At 45.0% G+C, this 17,802-nt stretch carries 20 protein-coding genes; 7 read left to right on the top strand and 13 right to left on the bottom strand.

All coding sequences use genetic code 11. From position 1 onward, the window contains the following. The first annotated feature begins 143 nt into the window (after window positions 1–143). Window positions 144–779, top strand: coding sequence for a hypothetical protein (locus tag NSTC745_RS31755; RefSeq protein ID WP_445634572.1), 636 nt, complete (start codon window positions 144–146; stop codon window positions 777–779). Here the strand turns inward: NSTC745_RS31755 and NSTC745_RS31750 are convergent. The 5 genes from NSTC745_RS31750 to NSTC745_RS31730 form a co-directional block, all read right to left on the bottom strand. Continuing rightward, complete coding sequence (locus NSTC745_RS31750; RefSeq protein WP_445634571.1) at window positions 762–1,355, bottom strand: hypothetical protein; 594 nt, start codon at window positions 1,353–1,355, stop codon at window positions 762–764. The genes NSTC745_RS31755 and NSTC745_RS31750 overlap by 18 nt on opposite strands. Window positions 1,356–1,398: 43 nt before the next feature. After that, the gene (locus NSTC745_RS31745; RefSeq protein WP_445634570.1) at window positions 1,399–1,677 is read right to left on the bottom strand and encodes a hypothetical protein; all 279 of its coding nucleotides are present in this window, start codon (window positions 1,675–1,677) and stop codon (window positions 1,399–1,401) included. After that, window positions 1,674–3,224 (bottom strand): hypothetical protein, encoded by a 1,551-nt coding sequence (locus NSTC745_RS31740; RefSeq protein WP_445634569.1) that lies wholly within the window; start codon window positions 3,222–3,224, stop codon window positions 1,674–1,676. The genes NSTC745_RS31745 and NSTC745_RS31740 overlap by 4 nt, the downstream gene beginning before the upstream one ends. Next, window positions 3,214–3,768, bottom strand: a complete 555-nt coding sequence (locus NSTC745_RS31735) for a hypothetical protein (protein ID WP_445634568.1) — start codon at window positions 3,766–3,768, stop codon at window positions 3,214–3,216. Before NSTC745_RS31735 ends, NSTC745_RS31740 begins: the two co-directional genes overlap by 11 nt. 385 nt (window positions 3,769–4,153) lie before the next feature. Then, window positions 4,154–6,535, bottom strand: a complete 2,382-nt coding sequence (locus NSTC745_RS31730; protein WP_445634567.1) for an NACHT C-terminal helical domain 2-containing protein — start codon at window positions 6,533–6,535, stop codon at window positions 4,154–4,156. 145 nt (window positions 6,536–6,680) lie between these two features. Here NSTC745_RS31730 and NSTC745_RS31725 point away from each other — a divergent pair, with 145 nt between their 5' ends. From NSTC745_RS31725 to NSTC745_RS31715, 3 genes are read left to right on the top strand one after another with little or no spacing between them, the layout of a single operon-like run. Continuing rightward, entirely contained in the window at window positions 6,681–7,007 is a 327-nt protein-coding gene (locus NSTC745_RS31725) for a hypothetical protein (protein ID WP_445634566.1), read from the top strand. Beyond that, a complete protein-coding gene (locus tag NSTC745_RS31720) occupies window positions 7,008–7,217 on the top strand; it encodes a hypothetical protein (protein ID WP_445634565.1) in 210 nt (69 codons plus the stop codon). It begins immediately after the preceding gene. A gap of 31 nt (window positions 7,218–7,248) precedes the next feature. Then, window positions 7,249–9,087, top strand: a complete 1,839-nt coding sequence (locus tag NSTC745_RS31715) for a pentapeptide repeat-containing protein (protein ID WP_445634564.1) — start codon at window positions 7,249–7,251, stop codon at window positions 9,085–9,087. Window positions 9,088–9,181: 94 nt separating this feature from the next. Here NSTC745_RS31715 and NSTC745_RS31710 read toward each other — a convergent pair whose 3' ends face one another. The 7 genes from NSTC745_RS31710 to NSTC745_RS31680 all read right to left on the bottom strand — a co-directional run bounded on the left by NSTC745_RS31710 (window position 9,182) and on the right by NSTC745_RS31680 (window position 12,950). After that, a complete protein-coding gene (locus tag NSTC745_RS31710) occupies window positions 9,182–10,093 on the bottom strand; it encodes an IS982 family transposase (RefSeq protein ID WP_445632702.1) in 912 nt (303 codons plus the stop codon). A gap of 173 nt (window positions 10,094–10,266) precedes the next feature. Next, entirely contained in the window at window positions 10,267–10,515 is a 249-nt protein-coding gene (locus NSTC745_RS31705; protein ID WP_445634563.1) for a hypothetical protein, read from the bottom strand. Then, window positions 10,508–11,101 (bottom strand): HNH endonuclease, encoded by a 594-nt coding sequence (locus NSTC745_RS31700; RefSeq protein ID WP_445634562.1) that lies wholly within the window; start codon window positions 11,099–11,101, stop codon window positions 10,508–10,510. The genes NSTC745_RS31705 and NSTC745_RS31700 overlap by 8 nt, the downstream gene beginning before the upstream one ends. Continuing rightward, window positions 11,082–11,312: a hypothetical protein gene (locus tag NSTC745_RS31695; RefSeq protein ID WP_445634561.1), complete on the bottom strand. Its 231-nt coding sequence runs from the start codon at window positions 11,310–11,312 to the stop codon at window positions 11,082–11,084. Before NSTC745_RS31695 ends, NSTC745_RS31700 begins: the two co-directional genes overlap by 20 nt. Window positions 11,313–11,465: 153 nt before the next feature. Then, window positions 11,466–11,711: a hypothetical protein gene (locus NSTC745_RS31690; protein WP_445634560.1), complete on the bottom strand. Its 246-nt coding sequence runs from the start codon at window positions 11,709–11,711 to the stop codon at window positions 11,466–11,468. A gap of 27 nt (window positions 11,712–11,738) precedes the next feature. Beyond that, a complete protein-coding gene (locus tag NSTC745_RS31685) occupies window positions 11,739–12,590 on the bottom strand; it encodes a KilA-N domain-containing protein (protein WP_445634559.1) in 852 nt (283 codons plus the stop codon). Between the two features lie 81 nt (window positions 12,591–12,671). Beyond that, entirely contained in the window at window positions 12,672–12,950 is a 279-nt protein-coding gene (locus tag NSTC745_RS31680; protein WP_445634558.1) for a hypothetical protein, read from the bottom strand. Window positions 12,951–13,110: 160 nt separating this feature from the next. On the opposite strand from NSTC745_RS31680, the gene NSTC745_RS31675 reads away from it, so the two are divergent. From NSTC745_RS31675 to NSTC745_RS31665, 3 genes are all read left to right on the top strand, one after another. Further along, window positions 13,111–13,353 carry a helix-turn-helix domain-containing protein gene (locus NSTC745_RS31675; protein ID WP_445634557.1) on the top strand — a complete coding sequence of 81 codons (243 nt, stop codon included), beginning with the start codon at window positions 13,111–13,113 and terminating at the stop codon, window positions 13,351–13,353. After that, a complete protein-coding gene (locus NSTC745_RS31670; RefSeq protein WP_445634556.1) occupies window positions 13,346–13,894 on the top strand; it encodes an HNH endonuclease in 549 nt (182 codons plus the stop codon). Before NSTC745_RS31675 ends, NSTC745_RS31670 begins: the two co-directional genes overlap by 8 nt. 98 nt (window positions 13,895–13,992) lie before the next feature. Then, window positions 13,993–15,252, top strand: coding sequence for an RNA-guided endonuclease InsQ/TnpB family protein (locus NSTC745_RS31665; protein WP_445634555.1), 1,260 nt, complete (start codon window positions 13,993–13,995; stop codon window positions 15,250–15,252). A gap of 242 nt (window positions 15,253–15,494) precedes the next feature. Here NSTC745_RS31665 and NSTC745_RS31660 read toward each other — a convergent pair whose 3' ends face one another. After that, complete coding sequence (locus tag NSTC745_RS31660) at window positions 15,495–17,798, bottom strand: hypothetical protein (RefSeq protein WP_445634554.1); 2,304 nt, start codon at window positions 17,796–17,798, stop codon at window positions 15,495–15,497. Window positions 17,799–17,802 lie beyond the last annotated feature (4 nt).

Below are 17,802 nucleotides of genomic sequence, written 5' to 3'. Positions count from 1 at the left end.
GAAAAATTTTTCATGAGCCTGAATAAAGCGATGCCTTCTCTACGAGACGCTATGCGCGTTCGGCGAGCTGCGAAGATCGCTTTCAATAACCCGATTCTCAATCCTTCGGGAAATCTTCAGCTAAATGAATCTGAAGAAGCCCCATGCTCAAACTCCTCATCCGCCTTGCTCTTTACCTCAACTTCAATGCCACCCTCCGCACAGCTGCAAAGCTAGAGTATGGGGCAGGGATCTTTTGCTTTAAATTAGCTATCCGTGCCCAGGATGATGGATACCTGAATTTGGCGAAATTTCTTAAAGCTCAATACGCCGAAGAAGATGGACATGCCAGGATGCTGGGGGGATTGGTGGATGGGGTTGAGCGGCTGCACCGGAATACTCAAACCGGCGTGTGGCAAAGGGGACAAGATTATCAAGCCCTAGACGGCATCAGCCAAAGATACTGGGCAGCTAAACTATTTTTCTGGTTTCAAAAGCCCGAAGAACTAGGTTGGGCAGATATTTTAGCTTTTATGTGCGTAGTCGAACAGCAAGTAGCCAAGTTTTACGAGGTTTTGCAGGAAGTTGAGGATCGAGCGATCGCTGCAACTGCGGCTAAAATTTTACAGGATGAACTCGAACACGCTGGTTATTTAAAGAACTGCCTAGACAGCTTTCATGTAGATGCCAATAGCGCGATCGCTTACTGGCAAGACAGGAAAATATTGGCAGTTCTGGGTGGGGTAATTGATTTAGTCATTAGTTATTGGTCAAACAGGTCATCAGCTAAAACCGACTAATGTGATGACGTTTCCATCAACAGTAAAACAAACACCATCGTAGGCACCTGAATTATTGGAATTTTTAGCAAAAACAGAAATCCATTTATAAGTGCTATCGATGGTAATTATTGCCTTGCCGCCCGTGTGAGGCGTTTCGGCTGCAAACTGTCTCCCAGCGAGTCCCGTGTTGGGCGTTTGGTTCCATCTGTGAATTTGGATCGATTTGATGCCAGAAGTAATCGAAATCCCAAACCCAACTTGAACGACAAGTTCCAAACTGCTTTGCGGGGCGTAAAATTGGAAAGCTTTACCGCCAATCGTGCATCCTGAAGTACAAATTATCCCTCCGCCAAAATCAGCCCCGCCCCCAGCACCACTGCTTTTGTACCACCTGCCAGTGCTTGGGCTATCATTCGGAGTCACCACCGCATCATCGTCACCGGTGGCACTGCTAGCATCAACGAAGGTATACCAGGCAGGAAGTCCCTTGGCGTCGGATTTTACAAGTCTTGCATAGCCGTCAATTCTTTGGCTATCGGTTAGGGCTTTTAGGGCAGATATGCTGGCGATCGCGTATCCAGTTTGGATAGTCATCTTAAGAAAGTAATTCGTAATTCCGAATTAAGAGTTCCAGTAGCTATCTCGGCATTGCATCAATAATGGGAATTCCTCCCACTGGCGCAACCAAACTTACTCGATCGCCAATTGCAAATACTCCGTTGGAAATTGGTCTTGCTGAGAACATTTGACCGTTGGTATTTCGGACTTTGTAGTTGCCAGTGACCGAATCATAATTGAGGATTTCTACACTGTTTTCCAAAGCGCGATCGCGTGTTTTTTGTGCTTGTACTTGCCTTGCTTGATAAGCGGCGCGATTAATTTGAGATAGTGTCTCAAGTATTTTAATTTCGTTCATTTTGTGATGACGCTAACCCCAAGGATTGTTACTGCCGAGGCATCAATATTTTCCGGAATGATGAGTTTTTTTAATTTAATATTTTTTGTTGTTTTCGCCTCGATTGTGCAAGTGCCTTCGCTGCGGTAAGAGCTAAATTCAACCTTTGCAACAATATCTCGCACCTTAATTAAATTTTGCAAATTTTGATTATTGACAACTTGATTGATGTCAAGCGCTATCATTTGCTTTTTAAATATATTAGTAAATCTTCGCTTATTATTATTTTTAAGTGAATTAATGCAAGGATCTTCGGCGTCGGCATCTGGCAAATAAGTACTCGTCCATTCTCGCTGCCAGTCATCTTCTAAGACTGGGATTTCTTCGGGCGAGGTGAATCTTTGATGGCTTAATTGCGCTCCTGTTAGCAAATAGCGATCGACGAATTCATTGGTGGCGATCGTAGGATGGCGATATTTAATGTGAGCCAATATCCTAGTTTTGGTAAAAGTCAGATACCCTACGAGTGAGCCAGTAGTATTATTTATGCTTTCGGTTATAATGCCTTCTAATCTTGTAACGCGATTTCCTTTTTGGAGATAAAAGGTGCTGCCAGTAATTGTTTCCACTGTGATGCTAATATTTCCAGAAAAGTTTTCTGAATAAATGAAATCATCAGGGGAGTTACCCTTAATTGAGTAACTGTAACTGTAGCATCCCAAACAAGTAACAAAATGTTCTCCGGCAGCAACCATAACTTCATAACTGGCGCTAGTTCCACTAGAATACGCATCACAACTTGATGGAATTATTGCGACTGTTGATTGAATTTCATTCCTTAAAAAAGAAACTTGTCTGTCAACACTAATGCCGCAGCTAGTGTTTACAACCCCGCCCCCTGGGCTGAAGTTGATATTGATAGTTATTTTTGCTTCTGTCGGCGAGAAAAATTTTATAGGATATGTCCCATTTGTGAAAATCTGCCCAGAATTTGAACTGACGTTTCCAAAAACAAGATAGTTGTTTGCTCCGGTATGCCTAAAGTTAGCGGTAAGGCTATTTTCGTAAGTAACTCGATCCGATTGAATTTGTTGATTTTTGCTATGCGTGAAGTTAGTATAGCCAGTGTTCTGAATGCTTTCAAAAAATACAGCATTTCTAAAAGAAGCGCCTGTGTCCGCAAATTCGCTCCAAGCTTTTACATAAAATAAAAAAACCGCTTCCAATTCTTGGGTACTTTCGGATATTGCTGCAACTTGCGATTTGCGGCGTGGCATCGCATCATATCGTGCCAGTATCCCACCTCGCCTGAGTCTAATATTTTCGCTCTTACCCACGGCGCCGTTAGTTTGAGCGGCACCATAAGAGATATTGCTCGTAATGTCTTTGAGCCTTGCTAATCCCTGTTGGGCATCAAAGCTTTGGTAAGTGGTAGGTAACGGAAGTTCAGATAATTCTTCGGCTGCATCTGAAATCTTCTGCTGATATAAGTTGCGATTGAGAAGCGATCGCGCCCTCAACATCTCAGACGCTCCAAAGTCGCTAACGCTACCGCTATCAGCTTCCATTCACGTACCCTGAATTCAGTACTACAAGGGGAATTTGGTAGCTGTGGCCTTGTCCATCAGCTACGGTGATGGGCGTTGATTCCACTGCATAAGCAACAATAATACCGTTGGCACTCCTAGCGCGGAATGTGCCAGATCCTGTATCTGTGATGTCCACGCCCGTTAGCTGAAAGTCATTGGTGGTAACGTTGGTAACTGTGTAGACAGTGCCAGCAGTAATCCCGCCGGGGAGAAAAGCTAAAGCGTCAGCCGTGAAAACTAATTTGTCACCATTGACAAAACCATGATTCGTAATGGTAATCCGATCGCTCGTGGCATTGACGTTGGCATTCGTGAAAGATTTTGATGAAATTGCGACCGAATCAGCGATTAAAAAAATAGTTTGAAACTGCAAAGATCCGCCAGATGCAGCGAAGGCAGCATTAATAGTGGGTAGTTCGTGGCGTTGGTCGGTTGTGTCGTAGCTGCCATCATTAGACAAGCTAGCGTCTATCCTGGCATAGCCATTGCTTGGCAAGAGTTCGTTGGCAATAAAATCGGACATAGAACTCGTGCGGGATAGTGTCGCAGTGTTCGCCAAGCATAGCCTGAACTTACTGGCGTCGGGGGGAGTGCTGCCACGGAAAAGGATTTTGGCACTTTGGGATATCCAGGCGTTTGTGAAAATTAGATTGGGCATAAGGCAGGAGGTAGGAGGCAGGGGCTGGGAGATGGGGAGATGGGGAGATGGGGAGGAAGAATAACTAATACCCTTTTTGTCCAAACCCCAATGCCCAATGACTAGTGCACTACGTCAAGGCTTAGGTTCCCAAACAAAAACCACCCGCTTCAGGTGGTCTTCTAAGTAGCTGTGGGCAGATGGGAAGGATTTTGTCATAGCTTAACCTCCATCTAAGGCAGGAATGACTGCTAATTTTAAGGGCGTGCTTTTAGGAGCTAGTTTGAACTGGTAACAGCAATGTATCTTCAATCTGCTGTCGCACTTGACGGCTGACGTAACACTCACTCTTGAGGCAATCAACTAGTAACTTGTTGGCGTCGTAATACTGCTGCAACAATTGCTGCTGAGAGTCGTTGAATTGCCAATTGTGTCCAATATTGCGATGCTGAATTATCAGGCTTTTGAGTTGTTCAGTCCAAGCTTGGTTGTTTGTCCGCCACCAATGTTTGAAATTTTGCCAGTTTTCTTTGAATATAACGGCTAGCTGCTTTTTAAGTTCTTGCAGCTTACCCTGCAATTCAGGAGGGGGGCTGAGGGCGAGGGCAAGGGCAAGGGCAAGGTCGAGGTTGCGGGAGAGGGCGAAGACGTGGTCACGGGCGAGAGCGAGGTTACGGGCGAGGGCGAAGATGTGGTCGAGGGCATGGTCAAGGGCGTGGTCGAGGGCGAGGTTGCGGGCGTGGTCAAGAGCGAGGTCGCGGGCAAGACCATGGTCGCGGGCGAGGGTAAGGGCGTGGTCGCGGTCAAAGGCGAGGGTAAGGGCGTGGTCGAGGGCGAGGTCGAGGGCGAGGTCGAGGGTGAGGTCGAGGTCGCGGTCGAGGGTGCGGTCGAGATCGCGTGCGAAGTCGCGAGCGAAATCGAAGTAGAAGGCTCGAATAGCAGCAGGTTTATAGGGCGCTTTCACAGAACTAGATTTATGATCTACCCAAGTTAGGAACTGCTGCAAAGTTTCATCAGTTGCTACGAGTTTATCAATGCGCTGTTTCATCAACTGCAATAGGTCATCAGCATTGTCCAATATCCCTACTGTTAGCAAGAAAACTTCTCGCCAGCGCTTGTCAGTGATATGACTATCCAACTGTTGAAATACCTGCTGAGGATTACGATTTAAGGTGATTTTTCTAGCGGCAAAAAACTCATGAAAAGTCAGATGAGAAAATGAATAAATACCCTTTGCCCGTTCTACTAGTAGCCCATGCTGTGCTTCTATCGATTTCAAAACTTTTTTACTATCTAACAGTAGCGCTTTGGTCTCAGTTTGGGCATCAGGCAAATTGTAAATATAATCTGAAATTAACTCTTGAGCATTTCTAGACTTAAAGAAATAATCTCCAGACTCAAAAGTAGTCAGTGCAATTTTACTTAATAAATCTTCCTTGCGCCTAGTCGATAAGTTCTTGTAAATCTGTTCGCGTTCAATATCACGGCTATCATCCCACTTTTCTAGCAGTAGCTCAATTCCTTCTTCATATAATTCAGAGCGATTAGTCTTAAACTTTCCTTTTTCTTGAAAAATTAAGCAGAGCAATGTCAGGAGTAGTGGATTAGTTGCTAGCTCTTTAACTGACTTGTCTTCTTGGAGTTTTTGAATGAATTTTTCTGCTTTTTCTGGCTTCTTGAGGTTAAACCATTGATTGGCGAAAGTTTTAATCTGTTGGTCATCAAAATCTGCCACTTCAACTTCAACAAAGCTCTTAAAGATGTATTCTCTAGCAGCAATTCGGCAAGTCACAACAATTTGATTTTCACGACACTGCTCAGCAAACTCTCTAATTTGTCTAGTGACTCGGCTATCATCTTTTGGTCGGACTTCATCCAAACCATCCAGTAAAACTAACGCTTTGCCCTGTTTTAGTAGTTGAATGAGTTTTACAGTGGCATCTACATTAGGCTCTAACAATTGGTGAAAAATATACTCAAGAATATCTGGTTTTGTGGTCGCTTCTGCAAAATCTTTGAGGCTAATAAAAATTGGGTAGCGATCGCTCTGAAATTTCCCCTCAATGCATTGCATTGCCAGATGCTTTAAAAATGTTGTCTTTCCTGCTCCAGGTTTACCCAACACCATCAACTTGCTGTACTGTTGCACTGCTTGAATTCCTGGTACTCGCTCCTGGGTTACGCCGCTAAGTCCAAAGCGGTCGAATTTTTCTGGATCGCAGTTTTGTAGCAGTTCTGCAATCTCTAACCGTCTGCGTCCAGTGATTTGCTCCAAAATATTGACATCAGTGTAAATGTCATTTAATCCAACAGGCTGGGTCATATCCAGCACCCGCATAGTACCGCAGCACTCCTGAATATACGGTTTTATCTTTTCCCGTACCTCTTGTACTAGTTCATCAATACTACGGGTTCGGACTGCTTGCTTTTCCTCTTCTTCCAGTTCTGCAATCTCACCCCACTCTAAACCCAGTTCCGTGCAGATGGCTTGAAATTTACCTTTATCAACAGGTTGTCCCTTCAAGAATTTGTTGATGGTCTGTCGAGAACAGCCCGATCCCCCTGCCAAGTATTCCTGTGTCCAACCCTTGAGCTTGAATGCTTTATTGGCTTTTTCCAACCCTGTTTTCGATGCTTTAAGCGATCGCGTCATAGCTGTGAGTCAACTTTGACATAACTATTACATAACTCTAACAGCCTACTTTGACCAAAGCTTTTTTTGAAATTTCTATTCTAAAAACATAAAGAAAAAACCTGGAGAACATCCAGGTAAGCATCGAAAACACGAGGTTACAACAATGGATTTCAATCGTCGTAGACCCCGCACTTCTAATGATAAGTTAAATGCTCCTTCATCATTTTTGAGGGCAGTAAATGCCACCACAGAACAGCAGTTTCATGGACTGCTCAAAAATCTGATGAACGCTGTGAATAAAGACAGCAGCAATAACGTTGCGATCGTGGCAATGGTAGCAATGTTTTTTGGGTTTGGTGTGCTGGTGTTAAAACCTGCTGCACCTGTGGTTAATCCGCAGATTAACTTGCAAAGTAATCCCACGACTAAGGTGACTACAAATCAAGAGCAAAACCAACGAATAGATCCGCCATTCGAGCCAGGGTCTTAATTGAAGAAGGCAGAAGTTAAAGGGCAGAAGGCAGAAGGAAAGAGTTATCACCTGCGACAAGGGGAGAAGGAATTGCGGGAAATCAAAAATCTAAACCTTCTGCCTGCTGCCTCCTGCCTTCTGCCTTTATTGTTGAAGTGCGATCGCCCTTCTTGCAAAACTTTTCAACAAGTGGCGATCGCTTGCATTAACTGTAATGGACTCGTGTAAAACTAATGTAATAGTTGTGGCAGGTTGACTAATGGGTAGGTCATGCCGAGTATCGAAACTAGGACTGGAAAAAGCAAAGGAAGCATTCAAGCTTAAAGGTTGGACACAAGAATACTTGGCAGGAGCGGCAGGCTGTTCTCGACAAACTGTAGGAAATTTTCTTTTAGGACGATCCGTTGAGATACGCCTATTCCAAACCATTTGCACAGAACTGAGTTTAGACTGGGATAAGATTGCAGAATTTGAGTCAGAATCAGAAGAACCCAGCGTCACTGATAAAGATAAGGTCATTCAAGAGCCGAGCGGTACTACACAAGTGTTAACTGATAAGAAAAGCTATGCATTTGCCATTGCTGGTACTGTTTCTCCAGAGGACATAGCAAAATTAAAAGCGATCGCTGCTCTTTTGAAAGACGTGGCTCAAGATACTTCCATCAAAATTATTGACATTGAGCGTGGTAGCATCAAACTGATTTTGGAAGGTTCTAAAGAAGGACTTGAGCGGCTAGAAAATTTATTCAAATCGGGACAGCTACAAGATGTATTAGGCGTTTCTGTAGAAGATGTTGAGTTTATAACGCTCCCAAATTCCAATCTTGATCGACAACGATTGGAATTTACTATTGCTGGTGATGTTCCTGAAAGTGAAATTGCAATACTAAAAGCTGCGCTTACTGAAACTTCAGATAATGCAGTTGAGCGATCTCAAAGTCAAAAACTGCCTTCTGGTGGTAACCCACTTCGTATCAACTTAGTTTTTACAAACCTGACTACCGGGAATTTAGGCGGCACCTTTCGGATTCTTAAAAACTTAATTCGTGTCAACCTCAGGCGTACTGACCTCAGAGGTACCAACCTCAGGCGTGCTGACCTCAGCTTTACCAACCTGAGTCATGCCAACCTGAGTCATGCCAACCTGAGTCATGCCAACCTGAGTGGTGCCGACCTCCGTGGTGCCGATCTGAGTCATGCCTACCTGAGTCATGCCAACTTGAATCATGCCTACCTGAGTCATGTGTACCTCAGACGTGCCTACCTCAGCTTTACCAACCTGAGTCATGCCGACCTGAGTCATGCCGACCTAAGTCATGCCTACCTCAAACGTGCCAACTTCAGAGGTGCCAACTTCAGAGGTGCCGACCTCAGCCTTGCGAACTTCAGAGGTGCCGACCTCAGCCTTGCGAACTTCAGAGGTGCCGACCTGAGTGGTGCTGACCTCAGCTTTGCCGACCTGAGTGGCGCTGACCTCAGCTTTGCCGACCTGAGTCATGCCTCCCTCGGTGATGCCAACCTGAGTGGTGCTGACCTGAGTGGTGCCAACCTGAGTGGTGCCAACCTGAGTGGTGTCAACCTCAAAGGTGCCAACCTCGGACGTGCCGACCTCACGCGTACTAAGCTCACAGCTGCCAACCTCAACCGTGCCAATCTTAGTCCTGTTATCCTCTTAAGTGCCGACCTCAGACGTGCCGACCTCAGTGATGCCAAACTGAGTGGCGCCGAACTCAGCCTTGCCAACTTCAGCAATGCCGACCTGAGTGATGCCAACCTCAACCGTGTTCACCTGAGTGATGCCAACCTAGATGGTGCTAACTTGAGAGATGCCGACCTTAGCTATGCTGACCTAAGTAGTGCCAACCTCAGTAATGCCGACCTGAGTGGTACTAACCTCAGGGCTGCAAATCTGGATGGTGCTAACTTGAGAGATGCCGACCTGAGTGGTGCCTACCTGAGCAATGCCATCTTAGACAGTACTGTTGTTGCAAATGCCTACTTTGGAGGCGGCAAAGGTCTCACTGAGGATATGAAGCGCGAACTAGAATGGCGAGGGGCTATTTTTGATGATCGCCCCCCAGTTTTCAATCCCAAATAAGCGTACATGAAAAATTTTTCAAGGGTCTTGACCCAACAAAAAACCACCCAACTGGGTGGCTCGATTGATGTAAAGAAACGTGAGTTCGACGGAACTAAAAAATAGCAGGAGGTAGCGCAGGCAAATCTTTTGGGTAAATATCAATTGAAGGTTTTTTAGGTAAATAGGTATAAGCAGCTAAACCAGCCATCAAATTCACTAAAAAGTTAAATGGACTACGATGGCGAGAGTGTTCGATTTGACATATATTTTTCAGATGGTCATTGACGGACTCAATCACAGCACGTTTGCGTAACAGAATTTTATCAATCAGCTTTACCAAGCGATTTTTCATTTTCTTTTTAGATTTTGTGACTAATTGCAACCCTCGTTCATATAACTCCTCAAATAATTTTTGAGAGATGTAACCTCTGTCACCAAAGAGTTTACCAATTAAATCTTTAGTCATATCTGGGACTGGTTTTCGGTCATCCACATTTGCTGGAGTTAGTGAAAATGCGAGTAATTCTCCACAATCATTAATAATCAAATGCAGTTTAAATCCAAAGTGCCAGCCCACAGAATTTTTGCCCCATTTTACCAACCCTTTAAATACCTTGTGAGAATGCGCCCGGCAGTTATGACAAACATTAATTGGGGTAGAATCGATAAAACTAATCCCTGTAATTTCTCCTGTCCGTGTATGCAAAAAACAACACAACAACATTAAACACCAAGGCATAAGTTCCACAAATCTTGTGTAACTGACCAAATTTGGAAACGCTCCACGCCAGCTTTGTAGTACGTGCAACGTGTAGAACTCCTTGAAAGTCTTATAACCACTACCATGAAATGCAATCACGATTGTCATCACTTCTGATAAATGCATTCTTGAGTAACTGCGACACTCTCCCTTTGTGGATGGTAACTGTGGTACTTGTTGCCACAAGTTCTCCCACTGCTTACAAAAATCATCTACGTCACAGAAGATTTGTTCAATATCGAGCCGAGATACAATGGTAGACATAGCCGAGACACTCATTTTTCTTAGATATTTTTAGTCTCGGCGTTTTTTTGTGCCTTTTTTACTCATTCTCAATCAATCTTAGCGATCGCTCTTTTATGTCCAGTTTCTCGCGCTTTATATATAGCAAGCTTTTTGGCTTTTTCTAACCGTCGAACTCACGTTAAAGAATGTTCTTAATTCTTGCTTCGGTTTGTCGTTAGCTGATGCAGTTCTAGTGCTGCATCCTCCAAGTGCCTAATCACCTCATCAGTTGGTGGCTGTTGGCGATATCCCCAGCCCGCTAATGCTTCCAGTAAGTCTTGGAACGAGTAACCCTCTTGATGCAGGAGTTCAATCAAATCTTCCATGAAATTGATTAGCCCTTCTCGCCTAGAATCCCGCAGGGCAGTGCGAATTGAAACTTTTTGTTCGGAGTCAATCATGTTGTCGCACCTCTTCTAGTTGCTCGGTAAGAGCAGTTACTTTAGAGGCGTGAAAATCAATCTCGGCTTGGATTTCCTCTTTAATTTCTGCTGGTGAGAGCGGTTTGATATGCTCTTCTTTGCAGCTTTCAACAGAATCAGACATTTCATCTCTACACACCCAGTAACTCCAACCTTCACCCAGTTCATAAGCTCTTAATGTGCCAGGAGGATGGTATTCTAGTCCGACGATTTGACCAAGACTCACTCGTTGACCCAAATGGTATTTGGGAATAGCCCAATGGCTAGGAAAGCGAATACATGATTTTTGAGCAATGATTTGTGGCGTTTCTTCTGGCATAGCATCACCTCGTTTGTTATTACAGCCATTGCAGGCTAGGCGTAAGTTTTTAATCTTGTTGCTGCCACCTTTGGAAAGGGGTATGTAGTGGTCGATAGTCAATGTTTCGGGTGTCAGGCTGTACCCACACCAAAAACATCTCATGCCGTATTTGGCGATTAGGTGCGGGCGTTTGCGGTCTTTTTGGTGGTGGCACAACCGTTTACACCGACGCAAGTAAGTTGCGTTATCTATCTGTAAAGTCATCCTTGAGAGCCAATGCTGCTTGGCATAAGAAATAAACTGCATCTGCTGAAGCAGTGTTCGCCCAGGCATAATTCATCAGTCCATCAACCAATTCATCAAAACCAAAACCTTGGTGTTTGAAAGACTCGACAAACTGAGCAGTAATATTGCAAACGCAATCGTGTCTCTGTTCACTAACTACAATCTCAAGAGCTTCAGTTAATTGACTCATCCCTCCCTCCTATCATCAGCACGACAAGGGTGTTCTTGAGTGCATTCGTTGTTAGCAAGAAAGGCAGAGGGCAGACGGCAGAGGGCAGAAGGGGGGAAAGTGTGCATGAGGAATAGAGCAGCGAGTATTGCTCTTGAAAAATTTTTCATGTTCCTAAACTCTGTTATTGAAATAAAACTCGTGGGCTACATCCCAAAGGTGATGGGCAATCGCTTTCAAATCTTGGTCAAATGCCCAGCTTGCCGCTGCCTGTACTAGGTCACCGAATGAGTAACCGCGATCTTCCAGCATTGGAATGAAATAATCGCGTAGGAATCTATGCAAAGCCTCTTGACGGTCAATCTTGAGTAGAACCCTAACGTCTTGGGGACTCATACCGGACATAACCCAGGTAGGCATAAACTCCCTTGGCAAAACTGCGTCTAGTCAGTGGTCATTCGCCTCCAGGGCTTCTAGGACTGACAAGTGCCACTGCAATGATTGAACGGTTTTATCTCGCCCCTTAGCAGTGTCTAACACCAGTTGGCTATAGTCTTTACCCTTTTCGGTAGGCAGGTAAGCGGGGTTTTTACCATCTGGGTTGGGAATTTGAAAACCTTGCTCAATCAACAGTTTGTTGACCTTGATGGCACTCCACTTTTGTCCTGTCTTGGCTTCTAGTTTCTCGCCTAGTTGTGTTGGACGTACCAAGCTTTCATCCACTGGGATAGCTAAAGCTGACTTTGCTATCTCTGCTGCTTCTAGTAGGGCGGGGTTGTAAGATGCGATCGCGTTTAGTTTTACGCCTGCTATCAACTTCGGATCTAATCCCGCACCGCCCAAGGTTAAATCGAATAAATCTGAAATTTCTTGAGGAGAAGGCAGAGGGCATGGGGCAGAAGGCAGAAGGGAAGATGTTTGTGCAGCTTGCTCGCCGATAACTTTTTTTAGAGTTCTGTTTGCCCAAATCCTAAACTCAACACTCACCCACTGGGCTAAATCTATGGCGATTTCTGGGTGAACCCAAGTACCTTGTACCTGCTTGTTGTTTCCACCTTTGATGGAAATGACTAGTGCCGATATGCATAAATTCATATCGGCAGAAAGAGCCTCCCAGTAAGTCTTTGTTGAGTCTGTTTTTGCATAATCAGCCCAAGCCTTACCGCAGGCTTTACACATTTGGGTAGCGTTAACGTAGCTAGCAGGCACGTCATATTTTGCGATTTTAGTAGCTTCACTCAGCTGTGCGATCGCTTGAGAGTTCCAATCGTGCGTTACCAATTTTCCACCTTGCAACATAATTTCCACCTCATTTTTTGGACTCTTACGAACTAAGAAAGAGCGCCAAATACAGGCGCTCGTTGATAATGGGTGTTGTTTTTATGCTGCTAAGATTGCGTCGATGGCTTGTTGGTCGCTGTGCCAGGGTAGGCGTTCATCGCTGTTGCAAGGCTGTGAAATCCAGAAACCATCTAAGGCTTGATAAAAAGTGCCGAGTAGGTTGATTCCTTGTTCGCCGCCCCAAACTCGGTAGAGCTTACCAAATACATCATCAGTAGAATCAATCTCGTATTCGGCTACTTCATCTGATTGTTCGGACAGATGAAGATTTAGCTGAAATTGGGCGATCGCTTGAGTGTCTAAGGTCGCTTGTGTCATGATTATGATCTCCATGAAATGTGGATAGAGAAGCGGTGTGCTGTCCAGGCGTGACCGCTTTCTCTATACTCATAATGTATCCTCTTACTTGACATTATGTCAAGTGTCACTCTACAATTTACATAGAGTTTATAGAGTGATTGAATAGAAGAGATTGTCTATGCCTGTAGATGTGCAAATTGAGCGAGTATTACGAGTTGATGCCCCTGGCATTGGAGCAAAAATCAAAAACGCCAGAGAGCGAGATCCAAGATCAGTAGACGAGTTAGCCAAAGCTGCTGGCATGACTCGTGCGAATTGGTATCGAATTGAGCGCGAAGAGAACGATGTTTTACCTGAACCAACACTTAGGAAAATTGAAGAGGTACTAGGTGTTGACTTTGGGGTGAAATTCGATGATTGACCCAACGACCATCAATCCTTTAGCACTGCCTTCTATAGTGACGGAGAATCAAACTCTTAACCTCAGCCAGTCCTGTGTTTATTGCAATTCAAGGTGTGGATCGGAGCTTGAACACTTTATTCCGAGGGCTTGGGGTGGAACAGACAAAAACAGCAACCTGCTATGGGCTTGCTCTGAATGCAATCTGTCCAAATCAAATCACCATCCGGGGAAGTGGTACAAAGCTCAACCCTTCTGTTGTCCTAGTAGATGGGAGTCTATTCTGGTATCAACAGGACTTACAGAGGACGAGATAGACGCTTTGCAGCCCACCGTTTGCCCTAAATACGTTGACCTCTCACCCTACTGGACTGATGACAAGCAGCTGTCCATCCAAAAAGCTAAAGACAAGACTGGATTGGATAAACGAACCTTGTCGGCAGCAAAAAAAGGGCAGCTTGATCGTGGGCAGTTTGAAACTTTGTACAAACTCAGGGATCTCGCTTCTGAACTAGCTGGTAGGCCTCTATCGCTTGAAGAAATTTTCAGAGATGATGATTAATCCCCCTACCCCTCTGCCCTCTGCCTTCTGCCTCCTGCCTTTCTTCCCCTTCTGCCTCCTGCTCCCTGCCCCCTGCTCCCCCTGCCTTCTGCCGAACTATGCACTTAACCTACCAGTATCGTCTACGCCCTACATCACAACAGGTTGTCACTCTTGAGACTTGGGGTGAATTGCTGCGTCGTCACTACAACTATGCACTAGGGCAAAGATTGGATTGGTTAAGCCGTACAAGGTCACAAATTAATCGTTGCAGTTTGATTTGTGAACCAATTGGGGAAATTCCAGAGAAAGTAGACTACTATACCCAAGCAGGTGAAATCAAATACGCTAAACAGTTATTTCCTGAGTACAAAAACATTTATACCGAGTGCCAACAACAAAACCTTATGAGGTTGGATCGGGCGTGGAAGCGGTGGTTAGTACCAGACAAAAACGGTAAGCGAGGAGGAAGACCACGTTTTAAAAAGCGGGGCGATATTCTCTCATTCACGTTCCCGCGTGTTAATTGTCCCAGAGCAGGCGCACACTTAATTGGAAATGTTCTTAAGTTATCTAAAATTGGTGAAATTGAGGTTATTTTACATCGTCCAATTCCAGATGGTTTTGAGATTAAGCAGGCGACAATTTTAAGTAAAGCCGATGGATGGTATGTAAGTTTCTCGCTGGAAGATAAAACTGTCCCCACTGCATTACCTGTTGATGAAATCAAAACTGCTACTGGTATAGACGTAGGGTTGGAGAAATTTTTAACTACTGCTGACGGACAGAGCATTGCAGTGCCACAGTATTACCGTAAAGCTCAATCCACGTTAGCTCGTCAGCAGCGCAAGCTTGCACGTAAAACCCAAGGGTCTAAGAACTACCATAAACAGGCTAACAAGGTTGCTAGACTTCACTTGCACGTAGCAAGACAAAGAAAAGAGTTTCACTATCAAGTCGCCCATTGGTTAGTTAACTCCTATGACTTAATTGTTTTTGAAAACCTGAACATTAAAGGCTTGGCTAGAACGCGGTTAGCTAAATCGATACTAGATGTTGCTTGGGGTGCATTCCTCCAAATCATGCAAGCAGTAGCGGTAAGACGCGGCAAGCATACCAAAGGAGTTGACCCTAGAGGGACAAGTATCAATTGTTCTGGTTGTGGTGCTAGGGTGGAGAAAACTTTGGCAATTCGTGTTCATAGTTGTTCTTGTGGACTGGCCATTGACCGTGACTGGAACAGTGCGCTTAATCTTCTAAAACTTGGGTCGGTTGGACTACCGATTCCTGGCTGTGGAGGCTTAGACATTAGTCAGCTCGTGAAGCAGCAAGTCTCTTATGTGAATTTGAGATGCTCCCGCTACACTGCTTGCAGTTAGCGGTGAGAGTTGTCACTGATTGGAACAATGTAAGCGAAACCTAATCTAGAGAACTGTCTAACCGATGGTTTTCTAGTAGCAAAACTTGCTCAAACTATGCAACCAAAAAAGAAAAAGCGAAGATCCTCGCAAAATATACGCTGTGGGATTGAGGATGAGAGCGATCGCAAGGCAGTGTTGGCTAAGCATAGTCTCGATTTGGAGATGGAGAATGGAGCGTAAGGGCGATTGCAAGATGACGGTTAGAAGATTTCATCCCAATTAATTGCATCCCAGTTAATTGCCTCCCAACCGGGGGAGGGGGCTAGATTATCCCAATCTGCATTATCCCAAGTGAAATCTTCCCAATAAAGTGTAGACACAGAGCCAGATGTAGCTATTCCCCCAAGCCCCATCCCTCCCGACATTACAATGGGCGAACTGCCGATCGCTATTCCCCCAAACCCCATACCGCCTTGAATATCCCCCGTGGCGATCGATAGCAAGTAGGCGTAGGAAATCACCTTGCCCCCCAACGCCATTCCTCCTGATAAATTTTCAATTTCTGTATATGGCAGGTTGACCGCGCCAGGATCTACCACGTTGCCGTCTGTTGGTATCTCCACGCCACCAATTACCACATTGCCAGTTACAGGAATCGCAGCGATTGAGCCACCTACCCAAATACCATCGCAACTCCAGATCGCTTTTTGGGCAGTCACAACCCAGCTACAACCATCAGCTAGGTAATTTTGTCCTGTGCCATCAAGTTCCGTCACATGGACGCCAAATAGTGGTTCATAGCCATTGAGTAAAGTATTGGCAATTGCCCCCGCCATCTCTTGCCCTTGCCACCTACTTCTGAGTAACCTGCCTTCACGCTTAGCTATAGCTTCAAGTTGCAGATTTGCCCCACTATCACTGCTTATGAAAAATTCTGCATGAGGTATGGTGATGCCTGCCAGGAATTCCACGTTATAGGTGCGATCGCGCTGCTTGAAATTGCCTGAACAGGGGTCAGCGAAGTATGCGGTGTACTCAATGGGGTTTTCTTCAATTCGCTTATCCGTTGGTCGGCGCTCGGCTGCGGGTGGCGTTTCTTGCCCTGAATTGGAGCGACGTTTTTCGTTGGAGTCGTAGGTTAATGCTAATTTCTGCTTGACTCTTTCATTAACATCATCGGAGTACTCAATGTCCGTGCCACCCTCAGTTTTGACCAAAGGCTTTAAAACGTAATTGGAGTACTCCCAAGTGTATTTATCAATCTGCTTCCATTCTTCATATTTATATTCAGAAATTGTGAGATATTCGGGGATAGTTTGCCAATCATCCCAGTTCTCATCGCTACCGTTGAGGACTATTACAGCGATTTCTTGAGTCTGGGTAACTTTATTTAAAAGTACTTCTTTAGGGTCGTATGTAAAGGTTTCGGTGACTTGTTTGGTATTTACCAAGCCCAAGAAATTACCCACAATAAAATCAGGTCTTGCATCTTCAATTTCTGTTAAGTACCCCGATTTATCTGTATTGTAAATCGTGACTTTTTGCTTTAATTTTCCGCCAGCTTCAACACTTTCAAAAAATGATTCTTCAATCGTGACTTCGCCCAAAAATAATTGAAATAACGGCGGGGAATCGACTTTATCCCAAAAAACTCGCGGCACGATTAAGCCCCAAGGTTTGGCGATTTCTGAGCGAATTGTAAATATCCCCTCATCCTCATCCCAACTTTGGGTTTCAACGGTTTGGTTGAGAATAATCAGCCCTGAGGTATCGGGGTCAATGACTACAGGCGAACCATATTGCTCGGTGGTAACGATGCTGTTAAGCTCAATCTCTCTTGTCACCATCCGCGTCCCCACCGCTCTCACCTTCTCGCAAGGCGATTCGGCTCCCCCCAGGCGGCGATACCAAATTTCATTACTGCCGACTACCAACCCCACTAGAGATTGACGCGCTTGGATATTGACATTAGAAATCCGAAATCTCTCTTGATTGTCAATCCAGCCTACTAGGTTATTGGCATAAAGTAATTTGCCAACAGATTGCAAATAAGAGCCAGAAAGATTTAGCGGGTAATTGTAGAGCCTATCCGGCAGAGTTCCAGAGACGCTCTCAATTCCGGTTTCGTGTAGCAGTTTCGTGATTACAGAGCTTGCTGACTGAGAACCGTTGGGCTTGTTGTCTGCCTTGTCGGGGTCGGTCGGTTCCTTGAAATTGAGGAGCGTAATTAGATCGGCCACTTCAAGGGTTAACTGCTGCCGTTCTGTGTCGTACTTTGGGGTCAGAATTCGCAACGTCCCTCTGGGGTGGCGTCTCAGGTTTCCAGCGGTATCGGCAATGTCTAATGTTACCGACTTGCCCCGACAGAAAGTGCCTGGATTTTTGCGATCGTCCAAACTTTGAGTAAATCCCAGCGCCTTGCCCAAGAGAATTTGCCCAGTGAAGGTAATCAGCCCAGATTGATCCAAGTGGCTATCGCTGCCTTGAAAGGAAATGAGGCAGGGCGTGAAATCCGTGCCTCCTATGAGTAAGCGGACATTTCTGGCTGATTGATTGACGGTCACAAAA

It is taken from the genome of Nostoc sp. DSM 114161, from assembly GCF_052692665.1.
This window is presented reverse-complemented; position numbering and strand designations above follow the sequence as displayed.